Source organism: Pedobacter sp. A2324 (assembly GCF_059693705.1).
This window is the reverse complement of sequence record NZ_JCASSK010000004.1, coordinates 112,479-132,086: the sequence shown is the minus strand read 5'-3', so window position 1 is coordinate 132,086 and position 19,608 is coordinate 112,479. Positions and strand designations below refer to the sequence as shown.

Here is a 19,608-nt window from a genome sequence, read left to right as displayed (position 1 = left end):
GGAAACGGCCTTAAAAAGATTGATCACCAGCTACCAAACCAGGATCAATCAGAAATATGAATAAATACGAACATTTAAACACACCCAAATTTATGAAAAATTTTAATGGGGCTAGCCGCCCTGTGAAAATAATTATGCGAATAAGCCTGATTTACATCATCACATCTATCCTCTTTATTAATCTCCTACAGGCAACGGAAGCCAGTGGGCAAACCGGTCTGGATACCAAAATCAGCCTGAATGCCAGGAACATGCCTCTTAAAGATGTGCTTAAACAAATAGAGCGGAAAACAGGTGTTAATTTCATCTATACCAATACGGAAAATACCAGTCAGAAAGTTTCAGTCAATAATCATCAGCAATCGGCGCGACTTATTTTAGCCACATTGCTACAGCAAAGCCATTTGATGATGATCGAAGAAAGCGGCATGCTGATCCTTAAAAACAAACCTGTGGCAGCGAAAATTGCCAAACCGGGTAGCATTGTAGGCTACATCAAGGATAAGGAGAATGACAAAACCCTGCCCTATGCCAATGTAATTTTAAAAGGCGCCAACCGGAAATTTACAACCGATGTGAATGGCTACTTCATTATTGACAACGTTACTGCCGGAAAGGCTACCCTTGTTGTTACCTATATCGGATACAATACAACCGAATACAGCATCAGCATTGAAGAGAATAAAACCACTTCAGTTGAAATTAAAATATCTGGTTTAAGCAATGAAATGAAGGGGATTACAATCAATGGGATCAGACGTGGTGAGGCTGTTGCGCTCAGCAATATGCGCAATGCCGATAACATTAAATATGTACTCTCAGAAGAGCAGATTGAGCGTTTTCCTGATGCCACGGTAGGTGAAGCCATGCAGCGGGTTCCGGGGATAGCCATGGATTACAGTTATGGTTTACCCAGAAACATCATCATCAGAGGACTCGATCAGTCGATGGGTTCGGTAACCCTGAACGGAAACAGATTGCCATCAACCTCCACCAGTTCAAGAGAAATTGACCTGAATGGTATTTTATCCTCCACTGTAGAAGCTATAGAGGTAAACAAAACCTTAACACCTGATATGGATGCAGACGGAACATCAGGATCTGTAAATATCATTTCGAAAACACCTAAACAAGGTCAGGAGCAACTTCAGCTTAAAGGATCATTCGGGCATAACTTCCTTGTGGATAAGCAAAACATAGATGGTTCATTAACTTATGGCAAACGCCGTAATAAATGGGCTTACCTGGCTGGAATCAATTACAGCAAAAGTTTCAGTGGCGAAGACCGCGTGCAGAAAGATTATGATACCTATGAAATTAACGGTGAAGAAAAAGTATTGCTCTCTAACCTGGAACTGGAAGGAACTGACCTGCGACGGGAAAACCTGGGTTTACAGGCAGAACTGGATTTCTTTCCTACAGAAAAAAGCCAGATTTATTTACGCGCATCCTATAATAAGTTCTACGAGTTGCAAACCAGGGGAACAAAAAGCTACAGCATAGGCGATTATAGTGACCTTAACCACGTTACAGGTGTAAGCATTGGCTCCAGCGGTACACCCAGAAATTACAACCGCGATTTAACCACCTTCTCCCTGGGCTATAAAACAGATTTCAATGACTGGAAAGCCAATGTGGATTTTACCTATTCGGAAGGGCTATACGATCAGCCACTTTATTTTGATGGTTATTTTAACTACTCCGGTTTATCAGCAGCATTAGACGTTTCCAATCCAAGGGCGCTACAATTCGATTTTGGAAACGTAAATCCAAACGACGCATCAAAGTATACCACAAATTACTATACCAACCGCCATCAGATTGCGCACGACAAAGACGGACAGGCCTCTGCAAATATTGAACGTACCTTCGATTTAAGTCCGAAAAACAAGCTAAACATTAAGTTCGGCGGACGCTATAAATATAAAGAAGATGATCACACCCGCAGCTATTACCAGTACACCTTAAAAAGCGGAACCTTATCCCTCTCCAATTTCCTGGGTAACTACGAACGTGAGCAGTATTTCGACGGAAACTATAACCTGTCGGGAGCAATTTCAGACGGTTATCTGATGGAGCAATATTACCAGAATAACAAATCGCTTTTCGTTGAAAATGTGACTTACATCCGCCAGAATACCGATCCGGATTCATACAGCGGAAGTGAAAACCTGGCAGCCGGCTACGGTATGGGAAAACTTACGCTCGATAAACTGGATATCATTACTGGTATAAGGTATGAACGCACCGGGTTTAACTACAATGGTAACATTGTAAATTTTGATAATACCGGAAATTACGTAAGCACAAACAAAGTGAATACGGCATCATCATTTGCCGGCTTTTTCCCAAGTTTAAATTTAAAATATGCGCTCAGTCAGCGCACCAACCTTCGTGCAGCCGTAACAAGATCGCTATCACGCCCGGGCTATTATGATTTAGTGCCATGGCAGGAAGTGGAACCACGCCGTAAACGAATGAAAATCGGTAACCCTGATCTCGACCAGGCGACTTCAACCAACGTCGACTTCCTTTTTGAGCACTATTTAAAATCATTGGGTCTGATCTCTGGTGGAGTGTTCTATAAAAACATTGAAAACTATATCTATGAGAGCATTTATACGCAGGTGGGAGGTAGTTTCAATGGTTATCAGGTTACCCAAACGGTAAATGGAGCCAACGCCCATGTATATGGTTATGAGATTGCATGGCAACAACAACTTACCTTCCTTCCCGGTTTTTTAAACGGATTTGGGGTTTATGGAAATTTCACCCAGATCCAGTCAAAGTTTAAGGTGCCGGGTGTGGTGAGTGAACGTACCGTAAGGTTGCCGTCTATGCGCCCGAAGGTTGGAAACGCTTCCCTGTCTTACTAGAAATATGGTTTCTCAGGTCGTTTGTCACTTAATTTCTATGATACATTTATCTCCGAGCTTGCCGAAACAGAAGCCAACGATTTAATGGAAAAAGGAAGAGTTCAGTTAGATTTCTCTGCATCGCAAAAAATCAACAAACACTTTTCAATCTTTATGGGTATCAGCAACATCAACAATGCCCAGATTATACTTGATTATGGCGACGGAAGGCCAAATGACCATAAATATTACTCATCATGGGCGAACATCGGCTTTAAATATACCCCGTTTTATTAAACTACAAATGAAAAGAATTATCTTAAAAATAAGCCTTCTGGCTATCCTATGCAGTACTTATCAGCGAAGTGCAGCACAGTCGTTCAAAGCTACAGCAATACCCGACCGGATTATCTTAACCTGGTCTGGCGATCCGGCAACCACACAGTCGGTAACCTGAAGAACCGATTCAACTGTTAAAACCAGCTTTGCACAAATCCTGGCCGAAAACAGTTCGCCAAAGCTCGAAAAACCCGCATCAAAAGAATATACGGCAAGCGGTACCGTGCTGAAAGGCAAAGAATACGAAGCCGCAAATTACCACAGTGTAACCTTCGATCAGTTACAGCCCGATCAGGTATACACCTACCGTGTGGGCGACGGACAAAACTGGAGCGAATGGTTCCAGTTTAAAACTGGACCGGCAAAGGTTCAGCCTTTTTCATTCATCTATCTCGGTGATGCGCAGAATGACATCAGATCCAAATGGTCGAGGGTAATCAGAAAAGCATTTGCTACCCACGGCGATGCCCGCTTCATTGTACATGCCGGAGATTTAATCAACCGTTCTAACAATGACAACGAATGGGGCGAATGGCATTTTGGAGGCGGATTTATCAACGGGATGATCCCCAGTATTCCTTCATCAGGCAATCATGAATATTTTCGCGACGAACAAAAAGCACTTACCCTTGATCCACACTGGCAAGCGCAATATACCCTGCCGCAAAACGGTCCGGAAGGCTTGAAAGAATCGGTTTATTATACTGATTATTCCAATGTACGCATCATTTCCCTCAACTCTCAAATGATTGTACTGGATTCCAACTCCATGAAAATACAGGCAAAATGGCTGGAAGAGGTATTGAAGAACAATCCCCAAAAATGGACCATGATCACCTATCACCATCCCATTTATTCAACGGCAAAAGGGCGTGATAACAAAGAATTCAGGGAGCTGTTCAAGCCCTTATTCGATAAATATCATGTAGACCTGCTATTGCAGGGACACGACCATACCTATAGCCGCGGACAAAATCTTCCTTTTGGCACATCGGGAAAGGTAGGCGGACCGATGTATGTGGTTTCAGTTGCCGGACCAAAAATGTATAAGGTTGATGTAAACCCCAAATGGATGGATGTTTTTGCTGAGGATACACAATTATTCCAGATCATTTCTGTTGATGGTGAAGACCTGAAGTATACGGCTTACAAAGCATCGGGAGAAGTTTTCGACGAGTTTAAACTCAAAAAGAAATCAAAAAACCAGGCGGCAGAATTTACCGATTTAAGAAAAAAGAAATAAATTAATTACGCTCCCGGGGCATCTGATACGGCTGGTTGGATTACCAATGTTTAGGGTGCCCCTTTTTTTTACTGCAGCAACATAAACTTAACATATAAATTTTCGTTTACGCTCTGCTAATTTTTATATTAGCAGGATATGTATTGGTACGAAGATGAGGTTAAGCAACTTGAAAACAGGCAACGTGGAAATAAGGCTGATCCGGGTATTATATTTTATGGCAGTTCTTCCATCCGCATGTGGGACAGCCTGAAATCTGATTTTCCCGATCGCAGGGTTACTAACTTTGGTTTCGGAGGTTCTACCCTCGCGGCCTGCGTGTGGTTTTTCGATCGCATATTCACGGAGTTCAATCCGCAGGCATTTGTATTTTATGCCGGCGACAATGACCTGGGTGATGGCCGTCATCCTGAAGAAGTCTTTATTTTCTTTAAACAGCTGATGGTAATGGCCACATTAAAATTCGGAGACATCCCCTGCTTTTTTGTTTCACTGAAACCTAGCCTGAGCCGCTGGCATCAGGCCGATCAGTTTCGTTATGCCAATAACCTGATTGAGAGCGAGATTATTAAACTGCAAAACAACTGGACCTTTATTGATGTGTTTACGAAAATGCTCAACAAGGCTGGAAACCCCGAACCTTCCTTTTTTCAAGACGACGGACTTCACCTTACGCCATCCGGATATCAGTTGTGGAAAGAAATCATTACGCAGAAACTAAATAATTCATTACCAATTTATTAACACGCAGGTAATAAGTTGTCACTAATTTTCCCTCAAAAGCAATAGGCAAACATGAACAGGGAATACCATAAATGGTTTAGCCAAAATCTCCAACGCGATATGGAGCTCCTCATTTTTGGTCATGGAGGTAGCCCTGTATTACTTTTCCCTACCCGTATGGCCCGCTTTTACGATTATGAAAATTGGGGAATCATAGCTGCTTTAAGTCCAAAAATTGAAAGCGGGACTATTCAGGTATTCTGCGTAGACAGCATTGACCGCGAAAGTTTTTACAACGATGATGTTTTCCCCTCGGTAAGAATTGAGCGCCACCTGCAATATGAACAATACCTGCTCGGAGAAGTTATTCCACTTATTCAGCAGAAAAACAGCAATGCCGCAATGGCCACAGCGGGTTTCAGCATGGGCGCTTATCATGCGGTTAACCTGGCGCTTAAATACCCTACCCTGTTTAATAAAACGGTAGGCATCAGCGGCCGCTACGACCTTACCCATACCCCCGGACATTATAAGGATTTGCTTAATGGTTTTCACAACGAGAAGGTATATTTCAATATGCCCACACAATATCTCGCCAATCTAAACGACAGCCTCCTGCTCAATCAGCTTAAACAAATGGAGATTATTCTGGCTGTTGGCGAAACAGATCCGTTTTTACCGGAAAATCATCAGCTGAGCGCGCTGCTTTGGGAAAAGGGAATCAGAAACGAGTGCCACACCTGGGAGAGTGATGCACACCGCCCTTATTTCTGGCGCAAAATGGCACCCGTTTACATCTGACTTCTTTTTGCCGCAGATTTTCAGATGATATTATTTCAATCCGAGAATCTGCGGAATATCACTAAATCTTTTGATCAAAAATCTTTAGTGCTTCCTGATCGTCAAATTCGACAATCAGTTTTTTAAGTTTTGCTTTCAGATCAGCCGTTAATTTCTCCTGTCCTTTTTGTCCATAGATATTTTTAACTTGTTTTGGATCTGATTGATTGTCAAACAACTCCCAGCTGTTCACCTCACCATAAAAACGTGCAAGGGTATAACGGTCGCTTCTGATTCCAAAATGCGGATGCACATGGTGAGGCTGTGGAAATTCATAGTAATGGTAATAGGCATCTTTTCTCCAGTTAGTAACTGCCTTTTCATTTTTTAGCAAAGGAAGTAAAGATTTACCTTGCATATCGGCAGGCACTTTAATACCCGCTGCATCTAAAATGGTTGGAGCCCAGTCGTTATTCAGCACAATTTTATCAGTGGTGGTACCTGCCTTGGTAAGTTTCGGGTAACGAACAATCATGGGTACATGGATGGATTCTTCATAAACGAAACGTTTGTCGAACCAGCCATGCTCTCCCATATAAAAACCATTATCAGAAGCATAAATCACAATCGTATTTTCACTTAATCCACTCTCATCCAAATAATCCAGAATCTTACCGATATTGCGGTCGAGCGAATTGGCTGTGGCAAGATAGTCTTTCATATACCGCTGAAACTTCCATTCTACCAAAGCTTTTCCCTCCAGTTGCAATGAATCAAACTCCCGTGTAACCTTGCCATAATAAGCTGCGTAAGCTTGGCGCTGTTCATCGTTCAACCTGCCAAACTGCCTCGATCCGAATTGCTTCTGCAGTGCGGCTTTTTCTTCCGGTGTTTTGGCTGCCTGGAAAAGCTTATTCAATTCCTTTTGCGATGGCGCATTCGCTGCGGGTTTGTCGAAACTTGCATGGACTTTCAGATCGCTGGTCAGGTTCATGGTTTTATCAATCGTCATATCCTGATCTTTTGCCGCTAAACGGGTTTCATAGCGATCATAAAAAGTAGAAGGTAGCGGAAACTTAATTTTATCATAGGCACCCAGATCCTGAAGATCAGGCTCCCACGAACGGTGAGTCGCTTTTTCACCAACCACCAAAAAAAATGGTTTAGAGGGGTCGCGCTTTTCAATCCATTGTTTGGTCAGATCGGTAATGATATTGGTTACATAGCCTTCTTTTTGTGTTGTATCCCCTGCCGAACTAATGAAATCCGGATTGAAATACTGCCCCTGTCCGTTCAGGATATTATAATAATCAAATCCTTTAGGCAGATTGCCCAGGTGCCATTTACCCAGCCAGGCAGTTTGATAATTGGCCTGCTGAAGCAGAACAGAAAATAATGTCTGGTTGGTATCAAACTTCTGCTCATTTAACGGATAACCATTTTTATGGCTATACTTACCTGTTAAAAGTGTTGCACGGCTCGGTCCGCAAATGGCATTAGTAACGACGGCATTATTGAACCGGACGCCTTGCTTCGCGAGCCGGTCGATGTTCGGCGTCTTTGCGATTTTAGCACCATAAGCTCCAACGGTTTGATAAGCATGATCATCAGAAAGGATAAAAATAATATTAGGCCTGTTCGGGATTTGCTGAGCCTTTAGTTGCTGAGCAGATCCACATACACTGATGAACCCAATCAGGGTGCTTAGAAAATTACGATAGTTTTTCATATTCCAAATGCCGCTATCATTATGCGCCAAATATATAAAAGAATTTTAAAAACTACCAAAATAGTAGACTTAACGTTAAAGATCTAGGATGAATATCCGTTGCTACAGATATTCATCCATTTATTGTCGACTGATCTGTAATTTACAGGTAGGTAACTTTCCCAGAATCCATCGCATATACTGCTCCCTTAATAATGATCTCCTTATTCTTTTCCATTTCGGCAAGCACAGGGCTCAGCTTCCGTATATCTGCTGTAATTTGTTTCACGTTTTCGATGCACACAGCATGTACATAGGCTTCATTTTTTGATGTCCTGTCACCTTCAGCCTTCGCCGCAAGCACTGCAGGCTTTATTTTTGCCAGCAAACTGGTAATGTTTCCAAGTTTAACATCATCTATAGCCGATTTAACTGCACCGCAATGTTCATGTCCTAAAACGAGAACCAGCTTTGCTCCGGATACTTTACAGCTATATTCCATACTGGCCAGCTGATCGGTATTGAGCACATTTCCCGCAACCCGGCCGACAAAAACATCACCTATACCGCGGTGAAAAACATCCTCAACCGGCACCCTCGAATCAATACATGAAAGGATAACAGCTTTTGGGTATTGCCCTAACGCAGCCTGACGAACACGCTCTGAAGTATTCCTCACCGTAAGCCTGTCTTCCACAAAATCCTCATTTCCATCTTTCAACAAAGCAAGTACATCTTCCGGTTTAAGCAGGGCCTGCTGCTCTTTACTGAGTACCTTATTTTCCAATACATCGCTACTATCGATCTCTATCGAATCATCTGAAGAAATTTCTTTTGCTGTTGCCTGAGACTTCTGTTCAGGGGTATTATTACAGGCCCCAAATAAGAAAACCAGCATAATAAACACTGGAAAAGTGGAAAAAATCTTTTTCATGGTGATATTGATTAAGTTTATTAAACTAAAAGTATAAAAAAATCTCCGTCAATTAAAACATAAACATATGGACTATAGACACATGCAATAAAGTTAATCCGTTATTTCTGATCTAGAAGGTCCTCAAATGCCCGGGCAAGTATATCTACTGCCTGAGCAAGCTCCAGTGCATTCATACTTCCAAAGCCCAGCCTGGTGGCAGTAATATTTCTGGATTGATATAAAATAGTTTTAGGCATAAATAATCCCTGCTCCGCACATTTGTTTCGCAACTTAATCAGATTGACCCCATCAACCCACTGCACCCAGAGCGCCAGGCCCCGTGATGGCAATGTAAAATCAATATATTTACCGAGTTTATCATTCAGTAGTGCAGCTAAATGATCCCTCCGTATTGTGTATAAACGCTTGTTTTTCTTCAAAAGCCGGTAAACGTCCCCTTCCTTAATCCAATCGATTAATGCGAGCATTTTAATGATATCCAACTTTGGCTCCAGTAATCGCTGGTGCTTTTCAAGTTCGGAGATAAAGGTAGCAGGTCCGGACACAAAGCCACAGCCAAAACCAGCGGGTAGCGACCTGTCGAATGAGCCAATATAAACTACCCGGGCTGCAGCATCCATAGTTGCCAAAGGCAGGATGGGATTGTTATCAAAATGAAAATCAAAATCATAATCATCTTCCACGATCACAAAACCATACAGGCTGGAAAGCTCCAGTATTTCGATACGCCTTTTTGCACTCAGCGATACAGTAGTTGGATAATGATAAACTGAGTTCAGGTAAACGACCCGCACCTTCTGGTTATCACAAATTTTTCGAAGATAGGAAGTATCAATCCCCTCCTCATCAACAGGTATAGAAATAACGTCTGCTCCGCTGTCTGTTATGGTCATATTTGCCGAATAGTAGCCAGGCGAAGCCACCACCACAACATCTCCCGCAACAATCAGCAGTTTCATCACCAGAAAAAGACTGGTTGCATGATTGCTTGTGTGGATTAACTGTAGGCCGGAAATCCTTAATCCACGCGTAAGATTCAGGTAATTTGATACTTGCTTTTTAAGTGCCAGCTGAACTTCAGTTTCGACATAGCCCAGCTGCAATTTTCTGTTATGGCTTTTAAGCTTCGAAACATAAATCCGCGCAACAGCCCCATGATCGATCAGGCGCTGGTCGGGCCACCCATCATTAAACTGAAGAGGTAATTCACTGATTTCGATGGGGCTCTCTAGAATGGATGAGTGTGTGAATGTAAAACCGGTTTCAGGTGTATTTTCATTCCCAGGCGTTCCTGAATGTTCTGGTTTAGGTAGCGCTTGTTTCTGATTCGATAGAATGAATGTCCCTTTATTGGGCAGAATTTCAATAAATCCCTGCGATTCTAAATCTCCGAAGGCTTTGATCAGCGTATTCCGGTTAACGGCTAATAACTTGCACAGTACTCTGGTTCCCGGCAGTTTCGTGCCCTCGGGTAATTGTCCCAGCTGGATGGCTTTAATGAAGCCAAAAACGATTTGTAGATAAATCGCAGTAGCGTCGTCTGCATTAAGTCGAATGAAACTTTTAAAAGGAATTTGAACCGGACTATCCATTTTATTGAAACTGGCATACTTTAGTGGTACGGCAAGGTAGTATTTTTGCAAAAAAATAACGAAATGAAAAAAATTTACCTGATTATAATTTTGAGTTGGGCCATCAGTGTTTACGCACAACAAAAGCGCGACACTGTAATCAATATGAACGATGTAGTGATTAATGAGAATGGATTTAAAACCCCCGTTTCCAAACAAAACAGAAATGTTTATATCATCGATCAGGCTATGATTGCAAAATTACCGGCCCGTACATTGCAAGAACTTTTGCAATACGCAAACGGGATCGATTTAAGACAGCGCGGACCCTTCGGAGGGCAGGCCGACATCAGTGTGGATGGTGGAAGTTTTGAGCAAACCGTTGTGTTGCTTAATGGCACTAAAATTATCGATTCGCAAACCGCACACAATATGCTCAATTTGCCTATCCCCGTTGCGGCCATCGAACGTATCGAAGTAGTGAGAGGCCCGGCAGCAAGAATCTATGGTATTAACAGCCTCACAGGAGCCATCAACATCATCACTAAAAAGCCGGTTAAATCAGGTGTCCTGGTTGATACGCATGCCGGAACCAACTTCGAAAAAGATACAGAAGGAACAGGCAAAACCTTTTACAATGCCGGAATACAGCTTGGGGCGGTACTCAGCAAAAAGCAGCAACAACACTCTTTTTACGGGTCGCAGGATAAAAGCAACGGCTACCGTTTCAATACGCAGTTCGACAATACCCGGTTATTTTATCAGGGAAATTTTCAGATAGATAGCCTGAATGAAATCAATGCATCATTTGGCTACACAAAAAATGAATTCGGAGCAAATGCTTTTTACGCGGCACCAAGCGATAAAAATGCCATTGAAACCGTACAAACTACTTTGGCAGCAATACAATCTTCACACCTCTTGTCTGCGCGGTGGTCACTAAATTCACGTTTAAGTTATCGTTACAACTTCGACGATTATCGCTATTTTGGAAAAATAAATCCTGATGCAGGCGTGAGCAAACATAGCACAAACACCTTTGCGGCCGAAGTATCCAGTGCATACAAAACCAATACCGGTGAACTGGCCTTTGGAACAGAATTCAGAAATGAAGACATTAATTCCTCAAACATTGGTAAACACCGCCGCGAGAACCTGGGTTTTTACGCACAGTACAAAACCAATCTGCTGCAAAAACTAAATGTAAATGCAGGTACTTATATCAATTACAATTCTTCTTACAAATGGCAGGTATATCCGGGATTGGACGCAAGCTATGAACTAAGCAATATTTTGAAAATTGTGGGCGCCTTCGGAACCAGTCAGCGGCTACCTTCCTTTACCGACCTTTACTTAAGCCAGCGCCCCGGAAATATCGGAAACCCCGATGTGAGGCCGGAAAACGCTTTTCAAAGTGAAATAGGATTCAAAATCCTGGAGAAAAAACTCACCATCAATTCCAACTTCTTTTACAGAAGAATAGATCAGTTTATCGACTGGATTCGCAGTACCACCAGCGAACCATGGCAGGCGAACAATGTGGGACTTATGGTTACAAAAGGCATAAACATCCGGACCAATCATGCCGAAGAAATCGGCGGCAGTTCGAGACTTAATATCGGATTGGCCTACTCATACCTGGAATCGGAGTTTAAAGATATGCAGGCCGGTCAGGCCTATAAATATCAGCTGTCATCTTTAAAACACCAGCTTACCAATACGGTTGATTTTAAACACAAAGGCTCATCGGTTTTATTTGCCACCAGATTAAACCAGCGACTGTCGGGTGCATCCTACTGGATCAACGACTTCAGAATTAGTCAGGCAATAGATAAGTTTACCGTTTACGTAGATGCACAAAACATTTTCAACACCCAGTATTTCGAAATCGGAACTATACCCCTGCCATCGCGCTGGTGGAGTTTGGGTGTTAAGTTTAGTACTTTATAATTTAAGCCTTGCTTCCATGCCCATTGTGATGAAGTAAAAGCATTAGTTGATGCAAAAACAACATTTTTACGCATCAGGAATAAAAGTATCTTTGGAGCTGGATGTAATAATTACATCCAGCTTTTTTTTAATACAAAATTAACCCTAAATGAGCTACCGGAATATTTTCAAGGCTTTCGAAGCACTGAGCGTAAATGAACTTTATCATATTTTACGTTTAAGAAATGAGGTATTTGTTGTAGAACAAAACTGCAACTATCAGGATGCAGATGGTAAGGATCAGCATTGCCACCATTTGATGATGTTTAAAGATGAGATGCTGGTAGCATACGCACGTCTTGTTCCTGCTGGCTTGTCTTTCGATGAAGTATCAATCGGCCGGGTAATTACCCACTCATCCGTAAGGGGAACTGGCGCAGGAAAACTGCTGATGCAGGCTGCCATTGATAAAAGTCGGGAAATTTATGGTGCTGCAGCCATCAGAATAGGCGCTCAAACCTATGCAAAGGAGTTTTACGCCCGCCTGGGCTTTGAAGAAACCGATATTGAGTTTATGGAAGATGGCATCCCTCATCTTGAAATGGTGTTCAGGCCTGCGCACTAATTTTACGCCACCAACATACCTGCTTATTAAATTTTAACATTTCCATACAGGTAGAGCCTGTTCAGGGGGGTATATTTTTCTGCCATCCTTTAGCCCTGCGTCACTGTTCGGTCGGGCTTTAGTCGGGGATTGGTCGGGCTTGTGACAATTGTACCCGACCAAAGTGTGACCAAATCCGGAGCCAGCCCTGTACCTACATTGAGCAACTGATCAGGAATACCTAGCCTCTTTGAGGCATCGATAGTTTCCAGGATGGTGAGAAAAAGCAAAGCCAGGGATATTGCGTCAACATGCTGACCGCAATAACCCTGGCTTCTTGCTAAAAACCTTAAATATGAATTATTTATTCTGAAGTGCTGCTGTAGACTGTCTTATGTTAAGTTTTGTACCTAGTTTAACCATTTGAGGTTCAGGCTTCCTGTCGGTAGACTGAATATTCATTTTTTTAATGAGCAGCTTAATAATATATTCAGCAATATCCTGAATAGGCTGTTCAACGGCAGTTATAGATGGACTTACGTACTCCAGTAACTCAAAATCATCAAATGAAAGGATAGCTTTATTATTCAACGGGTTTCCCTCTTCATTTTTCGATAACTTCAATCCATCCATGGTGAGGTAGTTAGCCGCGAAAAGTAATGCCTTTAAATCGGGATTTTCTGAAATAAAGTTTTTGATCTGTTGTTGTGAAGATGCTGAGTTTTCATATTTCACCTTCAATACCCTGGGCTCATGGAAAGGCGCAATCATTTCTTCATAACCTGCCAATCGATCGAGCATCTGGCGCTGATCGGTATCGATGGTAATAAAGCCAATCTTATCAAATTTATTGTCCAGCAAGTGCCTGGTCGCATTTTGAGTTGAGCTGAAATTATCCGTAAGCACATAGTCTACATTTAATTCAGGCAGATAGCGGTCAAAGAGTACCACAGGAGCTCCGGAATTGATCAGGTTGATCACTTCTGTCTCTATGCCCTCAGCCAGCGCAATAATATAACCATCCACATGCCTGTCCTGAAATATTTTAAGAATTTCTGCTGCCCGGTTCTGGTCGTTTCCTGTACTGCTAAAAATAATTTTATAGCCGCTGGCCGAAGCTTTCTCATCTATAAATTTGGCAATTTCCGAAAAGAAAGGTTTCGAGATATCATCTACCAGGAAGCCTATAATTTTTGATTTGCCGGTACGCAAACTTCTGGCTAATGAACTGGGTTGATAGCCAAGTTCAGCAACAACTTTCTTGATTTTTTCTGTCAAAGCCTTGCTGATGTTTTTCTCCGCTGCCTTTCCGTTCACCACAAAGGAAACTGTTGTTACTGAAGCGCCTACCTTTTCAGCAATGTCTTTGATTGATATTCTTTTACTCATTAAACTCGTTAAACTAATCTTTATTCCGTTTTAACCACGACACTGTACGATAGCGAAAGCCTAGGGCCGTGTGTTAAATAGCGAATATCGCTAAAATAAGTATTCTTGGCGCACATGCAGAATAAAAAGGAAAAAACCTGACCAATAATTAGTTCAGTCTTGTAAAACTGTCACTTTTTTCAGGAATTTACTGACATATTTTCGCCTCATATTGCAGCCTTACCAAGGGTACATTCCTGACTTTTTTAGTCAAAATGTCAAACTAATATAATATTAGTGTTTCATACTGTTTTTATTAAAAAATGGACAAGTTTTTGATTTAGGGTATTTAACTACACTTATTATGAAAATAAAAAAATTACTCCCATATCTTTTCGCATCTGCAGTATCAGCAGTTGCTCTTTTTTCTTCCTTTAAACTAGCTGACCCTGAATTAGGTATTTCCACTGCTGTTTTTGTTTGGCTTGCGTGCATATGGAAACTTAGCGGGGATGAGAAAGACGAGCAATGTTTATCATGATCAATGTGATTAACTAGCTTGTTTACCTCAAATCTTCTTCTTAAGCCGCATCAAGGGCTTTAATTTGTATGGATAGCACAACCAGTTGCTCTCTGCCTGCAAACTCCATTTCCGCTTTAAAAACATATTTTCTAAACATTTTAGGGCATGTTCTGTTAGAACTAGAAAAGAAAGCAATTATGGGAAATTTACTTTATATCATCGCAGTAGTATTGGTTATCATCTGGTTAATTAGTTTCCTTGGCGGATACTATACCGGAGGAATTATTCACTCTTTATTGGTTATTGCTGTTATCGCAGTGGTTTGGCGTTTACTAGTAGGAAGATAGTTCTGAAACAGGCCGAATGAACGGCAACAGCATTCATGCATCCGGAGAGTTATCTTCAGAAACATATTTTTAAGTGCCCCTGCATGGGGCACTTTTTTTTTGCATATCTCCTCCGGGTAATTGCATCCTCCCTAACAGCTTATCCGTTAAATTCCTTTTGGTCTTCAAATATCGGGCGTTCGTCGATTAGTGCGCAAGGCTGGTATAATGCAGCATTTATTGCTGCAACGTTTTGCGCTTCATGACGTCTTATCATCAGAACAATCAATAAAAACATTATATAGAATTTAAATCAAAAGCATATGAAAACTCTTTTCAACACATTATTCGCCTCTTCTTTAGCTTTAGTATTATCAACTTCAGCAGTATTGTCAACCAGCGCAGCTGAAACCATTAAACCGGTTCATGCAACAAAATCGTTAAACTTTAAACGCATTAAAGTGAATGGCAACGTAGAAGTAACCATCGTTCAGGGAACACGCACAGGTGTAAGCTATAACGACGACAATAGCGGCCGCGTTAAGGTATTGCAGAATGGCGACGCACTGGAAATTGTTTCTACTGATAATGCTCCGGCAAAAGTAACCGTGTTTGTGAACGACCTCTTCAGAATCCAGGCAGGTGACAATGCAAAGGTAAAAACTGAAGGAATGTTAAACACCAAATATCTTCAGGTTTTCTTAAGTGGAAATGCAGCTTTGGAGCTGAATTCACGCTCAGAAGGTTTATATACTGTGATTGAAGACAATGCTGATTTGATCTTAAGCGGATCAACTGGTGAGCACAATCTGGTTATGGGCGCCAGCCAGAAACTAACCATGAATAAATTCACGGCAGCAAAAACAAAAACAAGCTTCAGCGCTGAAAATGCCGTAGCCGCGTTGAGTAAATAAGCAATAAAAAATATTAGTGCAAAGAAAGGCGATCAATTGATCGCCTTTCTTTCGCATGAAGCTTTCTGCAATACTGTTTAAACACTATAAATTGAATTTTATTCCGGCAGAAATGTCTACATGGCCAAGGCTTTCTGCTTCTCCATCATTAAACGTTAACGTTGTTTCTGTAGTTCCTGAGGTATACTTCATTTTTTTAATCGTTCCGGTTACGAAGCCTAATTTAGCACCTATATATATGTTTTTTGCCACCTGATAATCATAAGCAAATCCAAGGTTACTTCCTAACGTTGCACCATAAGTATGGTAGTTGCCTGACAGGCTCGCCTCGTCCTCATAGCTGAGATAACCCAATGCAATGTCTCCAACAAGAACGTGCTTCCCGTTCCGGCTGATGTGGCGACCGCCCAGGCTCGGACCGATAAAACTGATGGTGATGTTATCTTTAAGTGTACCCGAAATGGTTGTCCCATTGGCAGTTGGAGTAGTGACATTTCCAATCTCGTTAGACGACTTGAAGGCATTGTAACTGACTCCTACCCCCCACTCGGCAAAAAAATAGTGAACATCAGCACCGAAATGATATCCGGATTTCAGCCCCCTGATGTATTGTTTTAGCGATGCAGGTACATTATCGGCTACCTTTCCTAACCGGTAGCTGTAACCGCCGTTAAGGGCGATTCTGAATTTAGATGTAGTTTGGTTTTGCTGGGCATTTGCCTGGTTCGAAAATTGGCATACAACCACTACAAACAAGGCGGATAAAATCTTCCTCATGTTTTAGAGCGTTAGTTAAAATTAGTTTCCTTTTCAAAGATATCTGAATTCTAATTTTTTACAAATAATTTTAGCGATAGCTGAAAAAATCGATTAAAAAGCTAGTTTTGAAAACCAGATTGATCATCCGAAAATCTTTTAAGCGAGCCATCTTGAAAAATCTTAAATACTATTTAGCTGCCATCCTTGCCTTCTCTATATGGGGATTTTTTAGTCTCGTATTAAAACCGCTGCATGCTTATTCCTCGCTCGATATCCTTTTTTACAGAGTATTTAGCTGTGCCCTGATTATGCTGGTGATTTCGCTGCTTTTTAAACGACAAAAAATCAGAGAAAATATTGCTTTGTTCCAGGCACTGCCACTAAAAAACAAGCGCAATATGGTTTGGCTTAATGTTGGCGGGAGTATTTTACTCACGGCAAACTGGTTTTCATTTATTTATGTAATGAATCACGTCAGTGTGAGGGCCACTTCAGTAGCATACCTGGTTTGCCCCATCCTGACAACCCTATTGGCATATTTTCTTTTGCATGACAGGTTGAACAGGTTGCAGTGGTTTTCTGTGGCCTTGAGTTGCGTAGGATGCGTTTTGCTTTCTTACACCAGTATTTCCAATATGTTTTTCAGTACAATAGTTGGTTTAAGTTATGCCTGCTACCTGATTAGTCAGCATCAGAATAAAGGCTTTGATAAATTTATCATCCTCAACTTTCACATTGTGTTGGCTGCCCTAATCCTGATTCCTTTTTATCCTTCTTTTTCAGGGCCGCTGCCTACTGATTTTAAATTCTATCTCTATGTTGAAATTATCGCGGTAATCTATACCATCATCCCTCTGTTTTTGAACTTATATGCCCTGAGTGGCATCAGCTCTTCCAGGGTGGGTATGATCCTGAATATTAATCCCATTATTGCATTTGCGCTTTCGGGACTGGTTTATCATGAGACTTTAGGAATACTTCAGATCTTCGCTTACGGACTGATTTTTCTTGCGGTCATTGTTTTCAATATCAGGCAAAGGACCAATTAAGTGCTCATTAGCCTGTTTTGGCTAAATCAAAATCAGATCCGGCTAAATAAACACCTGATCAATACTTCACTTTTGTATTGTTGATGATCGTTTGAAAAAAATGATCACAATTCATATTTAATAACATTGTTTAATTATTGAAAAGAGAACTTATGAAAGTTTTTGTAACCGGAGCAACAGGCTTTGTTGGCAATGCTGTAGTGAATGAATTAATTGGGGCGGGCCATAAGGTTTTAGGCCTCGCGCGGAATAACGAGGCGGCTGAACGTTTAAAGGCGGCTGGTGCTGAAGTTCACCATGGTGATTTAGAAAATCTGGATAGCCTCATTGCAGGTGCAAAGTCTGCCGATGGCATCATTCATCTGGGATTTATTCATGATTTTACCCGCTTTGCTGAGGTTTGCGAAATAGACCGCATTGCTATTGAAGCCATCGGAAATGCCATACTTGGAACGGATAAACCATTTTTGGTTACATCAGGTACATTAGTAGCCGGACCGGGACAACTGGCCAGTGAAGATACAATCCCCGACTATGAACATTCACATAACCCGCGGGTGGCATCAGAAAAGGCTGTTGATACACTTGCAGCGAAAGGTGTAAAGGTCTCTGTTGTCCGTTTATCTCCTTCAGTACATGGAGAAGGTGATTTGCACGGATTCGTACCCATGCTGATTGATATCGCCCGTAAAAAAGGTGAATCAGCTTACATTGGCGCCGGACTAAACCGGTGGACCGGCGTACACCGTTTGGATGCTGCTGTGCTTTACCGCCTGGCACTCGACAAAGCGCAGCCGGGATTGCGTTTCCATGCAGTTGCGGATGAGGCTGTTACCCTTAAATCAATTGCAGAAATTATAGGCTCAAAATTGGATATACCAGTTGTGTCTAAGTCTGGGAACGCAGCAGCTTCACACTTCGGATTTTTCGAACATTTTGCTTCAATTGATGGCCCGGCCTCAGCCCACGCTACCCGCGAAACCCTGGGCTGGAACCCAACTCATCCATCATTACCAGAAGATTTGGTAAATGGCATTTATTTTTAATATCTTAAGGAGATGGATAAGCTAAAATATCGATTTAAAACCATTTCCGAATACCACAAACTAGCGGGCTTGCCTAAACCGGCATACCCGCTGGTGAGTGTGGTCAATCTGGAAAATGTACACATGCCGATGAAAAACCGATCGGTAAGTATGATCTTCGATTTTTATACAGTTGCACTGAAAAGGGTTCCTGATGCCAAAATAAAATATGGGCAGCAAATGAGCGACTTTGAGGATGGGGTGTTGTTTTTCATGGCGCCCGGGCAGGTGTTTACAGTGGAAGTATATGAAGACCGCACGCATCGCCCAACAGGCTGGATGCTCTTGTTCCACACCGATTTGTTATGGGGTACCCACCTGGCCAAAGCCATTAAACAGTACGATTTTTTTGACTATTCGCTTTATGAGGCCCTCCATGTTTCGGAAACGGAAGAGCTTACCTTAAATGCCATTGCACACCAGGTCAATCAGGAGGTAAATTCAAATACAGACCGCTTTACCCAGCAGGTTGTAATCGCCCAGCTGGAACTATTATTAAGTTACTCTGAACGTTTTTATCAGCGCCAGTTCATTACCAGAAAAGCCGGGCATCATGAAATCATAGACCGGCTGGAACAATTGGTGGGCGATTATTTTTCAAGTGGCTTACTGGCGGTAAATGGTTTGCCGAGCGTTGCGCAGATTGCTGCCGACCTGAACATTTCTTCCGGATATTTAACGGGATTGCTAAAGTCACTGATCGGGCAGAATACTCAGCAATACCTTCATGATAAACTCATTGAACTGGCCAAGGAAAAACTGTCTACCAGCAATTTATCCGTGAGTGAAATTGCCTATGAGCTGGGATTTGAACACCTGCAGTCGTTCAGTAAACTTTTCAAAACTAAAACCAGTTTATCGCCAATGGCTTTCAGGCAGTCGTTTAACTGATCAT

The 19,608-nt window shown here is 41.9% G+C and carries 19 protein-coding genes and 1 pseudogene; 14 read left to right on the top strand and 6 right to left on the bottom strand.

Annotated features, from left to right (window positions below):
• Positions 1-92: 92 nt before the first annotated feature.
• From AC570I_RS13165 to AC570I_RS13135, 7 genes and pseudogenes are all read left to right on the top strand, one after another.
• Complete coding sequence (locus AC570I_RS13165) at positions 93-2,876, top strand: TonB-dependent receptor (RefSeq protein ID WP_497405777.1); 2,784 nt, start codon at positions 93-95, stop codon at positions 2,874-2,876.
• A gap of 21 nt (positions 2,877-2,897) precedes the next feature.
• Positions 2,898-3,152, top strand: coding sequence for a hypothetical protein (locus tag AC570I_RS13160; RefSeq protein WP_497405776.1), 255 nt, complete (start codon positions 2,898-2,900; stop codon positions 3,150-3,152).
• A 7-nt stretch (positions 3,153-3,159) separates the two neighbouring features.
• Positions 3,160-3,312, top strand: coding sequence for a hypothetical protein (locus AC570I_RS13155; RefSeq protein WP_497405775.1), 153 nt, complete (start codon positions 3,160-3,162; stop codon positions 3,310-3,312).
• Between the two features lie 21 nt (positions 3,313-3,333).
• Positions 3,334-3,537: pseudogene (locus tag AC570I_RS13150) on the top strand (fibronectin type III domain-containing protein); the annotation flags it as partial.
• Positions 3,538-3,579: 42 nt separating this feature from the next.
• Complete coding sequence (locus AC570I_RS13145) at positions 3,580-4,437, top strand: metallophosphoesterase family protein (protein ID WP_497406129.1); 858 nt, start codon at positions 3,580-3,582, stop codon at positions 4,435-4,437.
• Between the two features lie 138 nt (positions 4,438-4,575).
• On the top strand, positions 4,576-5,181 hold the full coding sequence (locus AC570I_RS13140) for a GDSL-type esterase/lipase family protein (RefSeq protein WP_497405774.1): 606 nt from the start codon (positions 4,576-4,578) through the stop codon (positions 5,179-5,181).
• A gap of 51 nt (positions 5,182-5,232) precedes the next feature.
• On the top strand, positions 5,233-5,961 hold the full coding sequence (locus tag AC570I_RS13135) for an esterase family protein (RefSeq protein ID WP_497405773.1): 729 nt from the start codon (positions 5,233-5,235) through the stop codon (positions 5,959-5,961).
• A gap of 61 nt (positions 5,962-6,022) precedes the next feature.
• Here AC570I_RS13135 and AC570I_RS13130 read toward each other — a convergent pair whose 3' ends face one another.
• The 3 genes from AC570I_RS13130 to AC570I_RS13120 form a co-directional block, all read right to left on the bottom strand.
• Complete coding sequence (locus AC570I_RS13130) at positions 6,023-7,669, bottom strand: sulfatase family protein (RefSeq protein ID WP_497405772.1); 1,647 nt, start codon at positions 7,667-7,669, stop codon at positions 6,023-6,025.
• Positions 7,670-7,811: 142 nt separating this feature from the next.
• Positions 7,812-8,582, bottom strand: a complete 771-nt coding sequence (locus tag AC570I_RS13125; protein ID WP_497405771.1) for a carbonic anhydrase family protein — start codon at positions 8,580-8,582, stop codon at positions 7,812-7,814.
• A 101-nt stretch (positions 8,583-8,683) separates the two neighbouring features.
• Positions 8,684-10,228 (bottom strand): aminotransferase-like domain-containing protein, encoded by a 1,545-nt coding sequence (locus AC570I_RS13120; RefSeq protein WP_497405770.1) that lies wholly within the window; start codon positions 10,226-10,228, stop codon positions 8,684-8,686.
• A 12-nt stretch (positions 10,229-10,240) separates the two neighbouring features.
• On the opposite strand from AC570I_RS13120, the gene AC570I_RS13115 reads away from it, so the two are divergent.
• On the top strand, positions 10,241-12,106 hold the full coding sequence (locus AC570I_RS13115) for a TonB-dependent receptor plug domain-containing protein (protein WP_497405769.1): 1,866 nt from the start codon (positions 10,241-10,243) through the stop codon (positions 12,104-12,106).
• A gap of 148 nt (positions 12,107-12,254) precedes the next feature.
• Positions 12,255-12,710, top strand: a complete 456-nt coding sequence (locus tag AC570I_RS13110; RefSeq protein ID WP_497405768.1) for a GNAT family N-acetyltransferase — start codon at positions 12,255-12,257, stop codon at positions 12,708-12,710.
• Positions 12,711-12,799: 89 nt separating this feature from the next.
• On the opposite strand, the gene AC570I_RS13105 is transcribed toward AC570I_RS13110, so the two are convergent.
• Entirely contained in the window at positions 12,800-12,979 is a 180-nt protein-coding gene (locus AC570I_RS13105; protein ID WP_156166732.1) for a hypothetical protein, read from the bottom strand.
• A 70-nt stretch (positions 12,980-13,049) separates the two neighbouring features.
• The gene (locus tag AC570I_RS13100; protein WP_047799437.1) at positions 13,050-14,078 is read right to left on the bottom strand and encodes a LacI family DNA-binding transcriptional regulator; all 1,029 of its coding nucleotides are present in this window, start codon (positions 14,076-14,078) and stop codon (positions 13,050-13,052) included.
• 699 nt (positions 14,079-14,777) lie between these two features.
• Here AC570I_RS13100 and AC570I_RS13095 point away from each other — a divergent pair.
• Together AC570I_RS13095 and AC570I_RS13090 are read left to right on the top strand one after the other, a co-directional pair.
• Positions 14,778-14,927, top strand: a complete 150-nt coding sequence (locus tag AC570I_RS13095) for a lmo0937 family membrane protein (protein WP_156166733.1) — start codon at positions 14,778-14,780, stop codon at positions 14,925-14,927.
• A 302-nt stretch (positions 14,928-15,229) separates the two neighbouring features.
• On the top strand, positions 15,230-15,820 hold the full coding sequence (locus tag AC570I_RS13090) for a GIN domain-containing protein (protein ID WP_497405767.1): 591 nt from the start codon (positions 15,230-15,232) through the stop codon (positions 15,818-15,820).
• 84 nt (positions 15,821-15,904) lie between these two features.
• On the opposite strand, the gene AC570I_RS13085 is transcribed toward AC570I_RS13090, so the two are convergent.
• Positions 15,905-16,597 carry a hypothetical protein gene (locus tag AC570I_RS13085; protein ID WP_497405766.1) on the bottom strand — a complete coding sequence of 231 codons (693 nt, stop codon included), beginning with the start codon at positions 16,595-16,597 and terminating at the stop codon, positions 15,905-15,907.
• 152 nt (positions 16,598-16,749) lie between these two features.
• Between AC570I_RS13085 and AC570I_RS13080 the strand changes: the two genes are divergently transcribed.
• From AC570I_RS13080 to AC570I_RS13070, 3 genes are all read left to right on the top strand, one after another.
• Positions 16,750-17,628: an EamA family transporter gene (locus AC570I_RS13080; RefSeq protein ID WP_497405765.1), complete on the top strand. Its 879-nt coding sequence runs from the start codon at positions 16,750-16,752 to the stop codon at positions 17,626-17,628.
• A 137-nt stretch (positions 17,629-17,765) separates the two neighbouring features.
• Positions 17,766-18,674, top strand: coding sequence for an SDR family oxidoreductase (locus AC570I_RS13075; RefSeq protein ID WP_497405764.1), 909 nt, complete (start codon positions 17,766-17,768; stop codon positions 18,672-18,674).
• A 12-nt stretch (positions 18,675-18,686) separates the two neighbouring features.
• On the top strand, positions 18,687-19,604 hold the full coding sequence (locus AC570I_RS13070) for a helix-turn-helix domain-containing protein (protein WP_497405763.1): 918 nt from the start codon (positions 18,687-18,689) through the stop codon (positions 19,602-19,604).
• Positions 19,605-19,608: the final 4 nt, after the last annotated feature.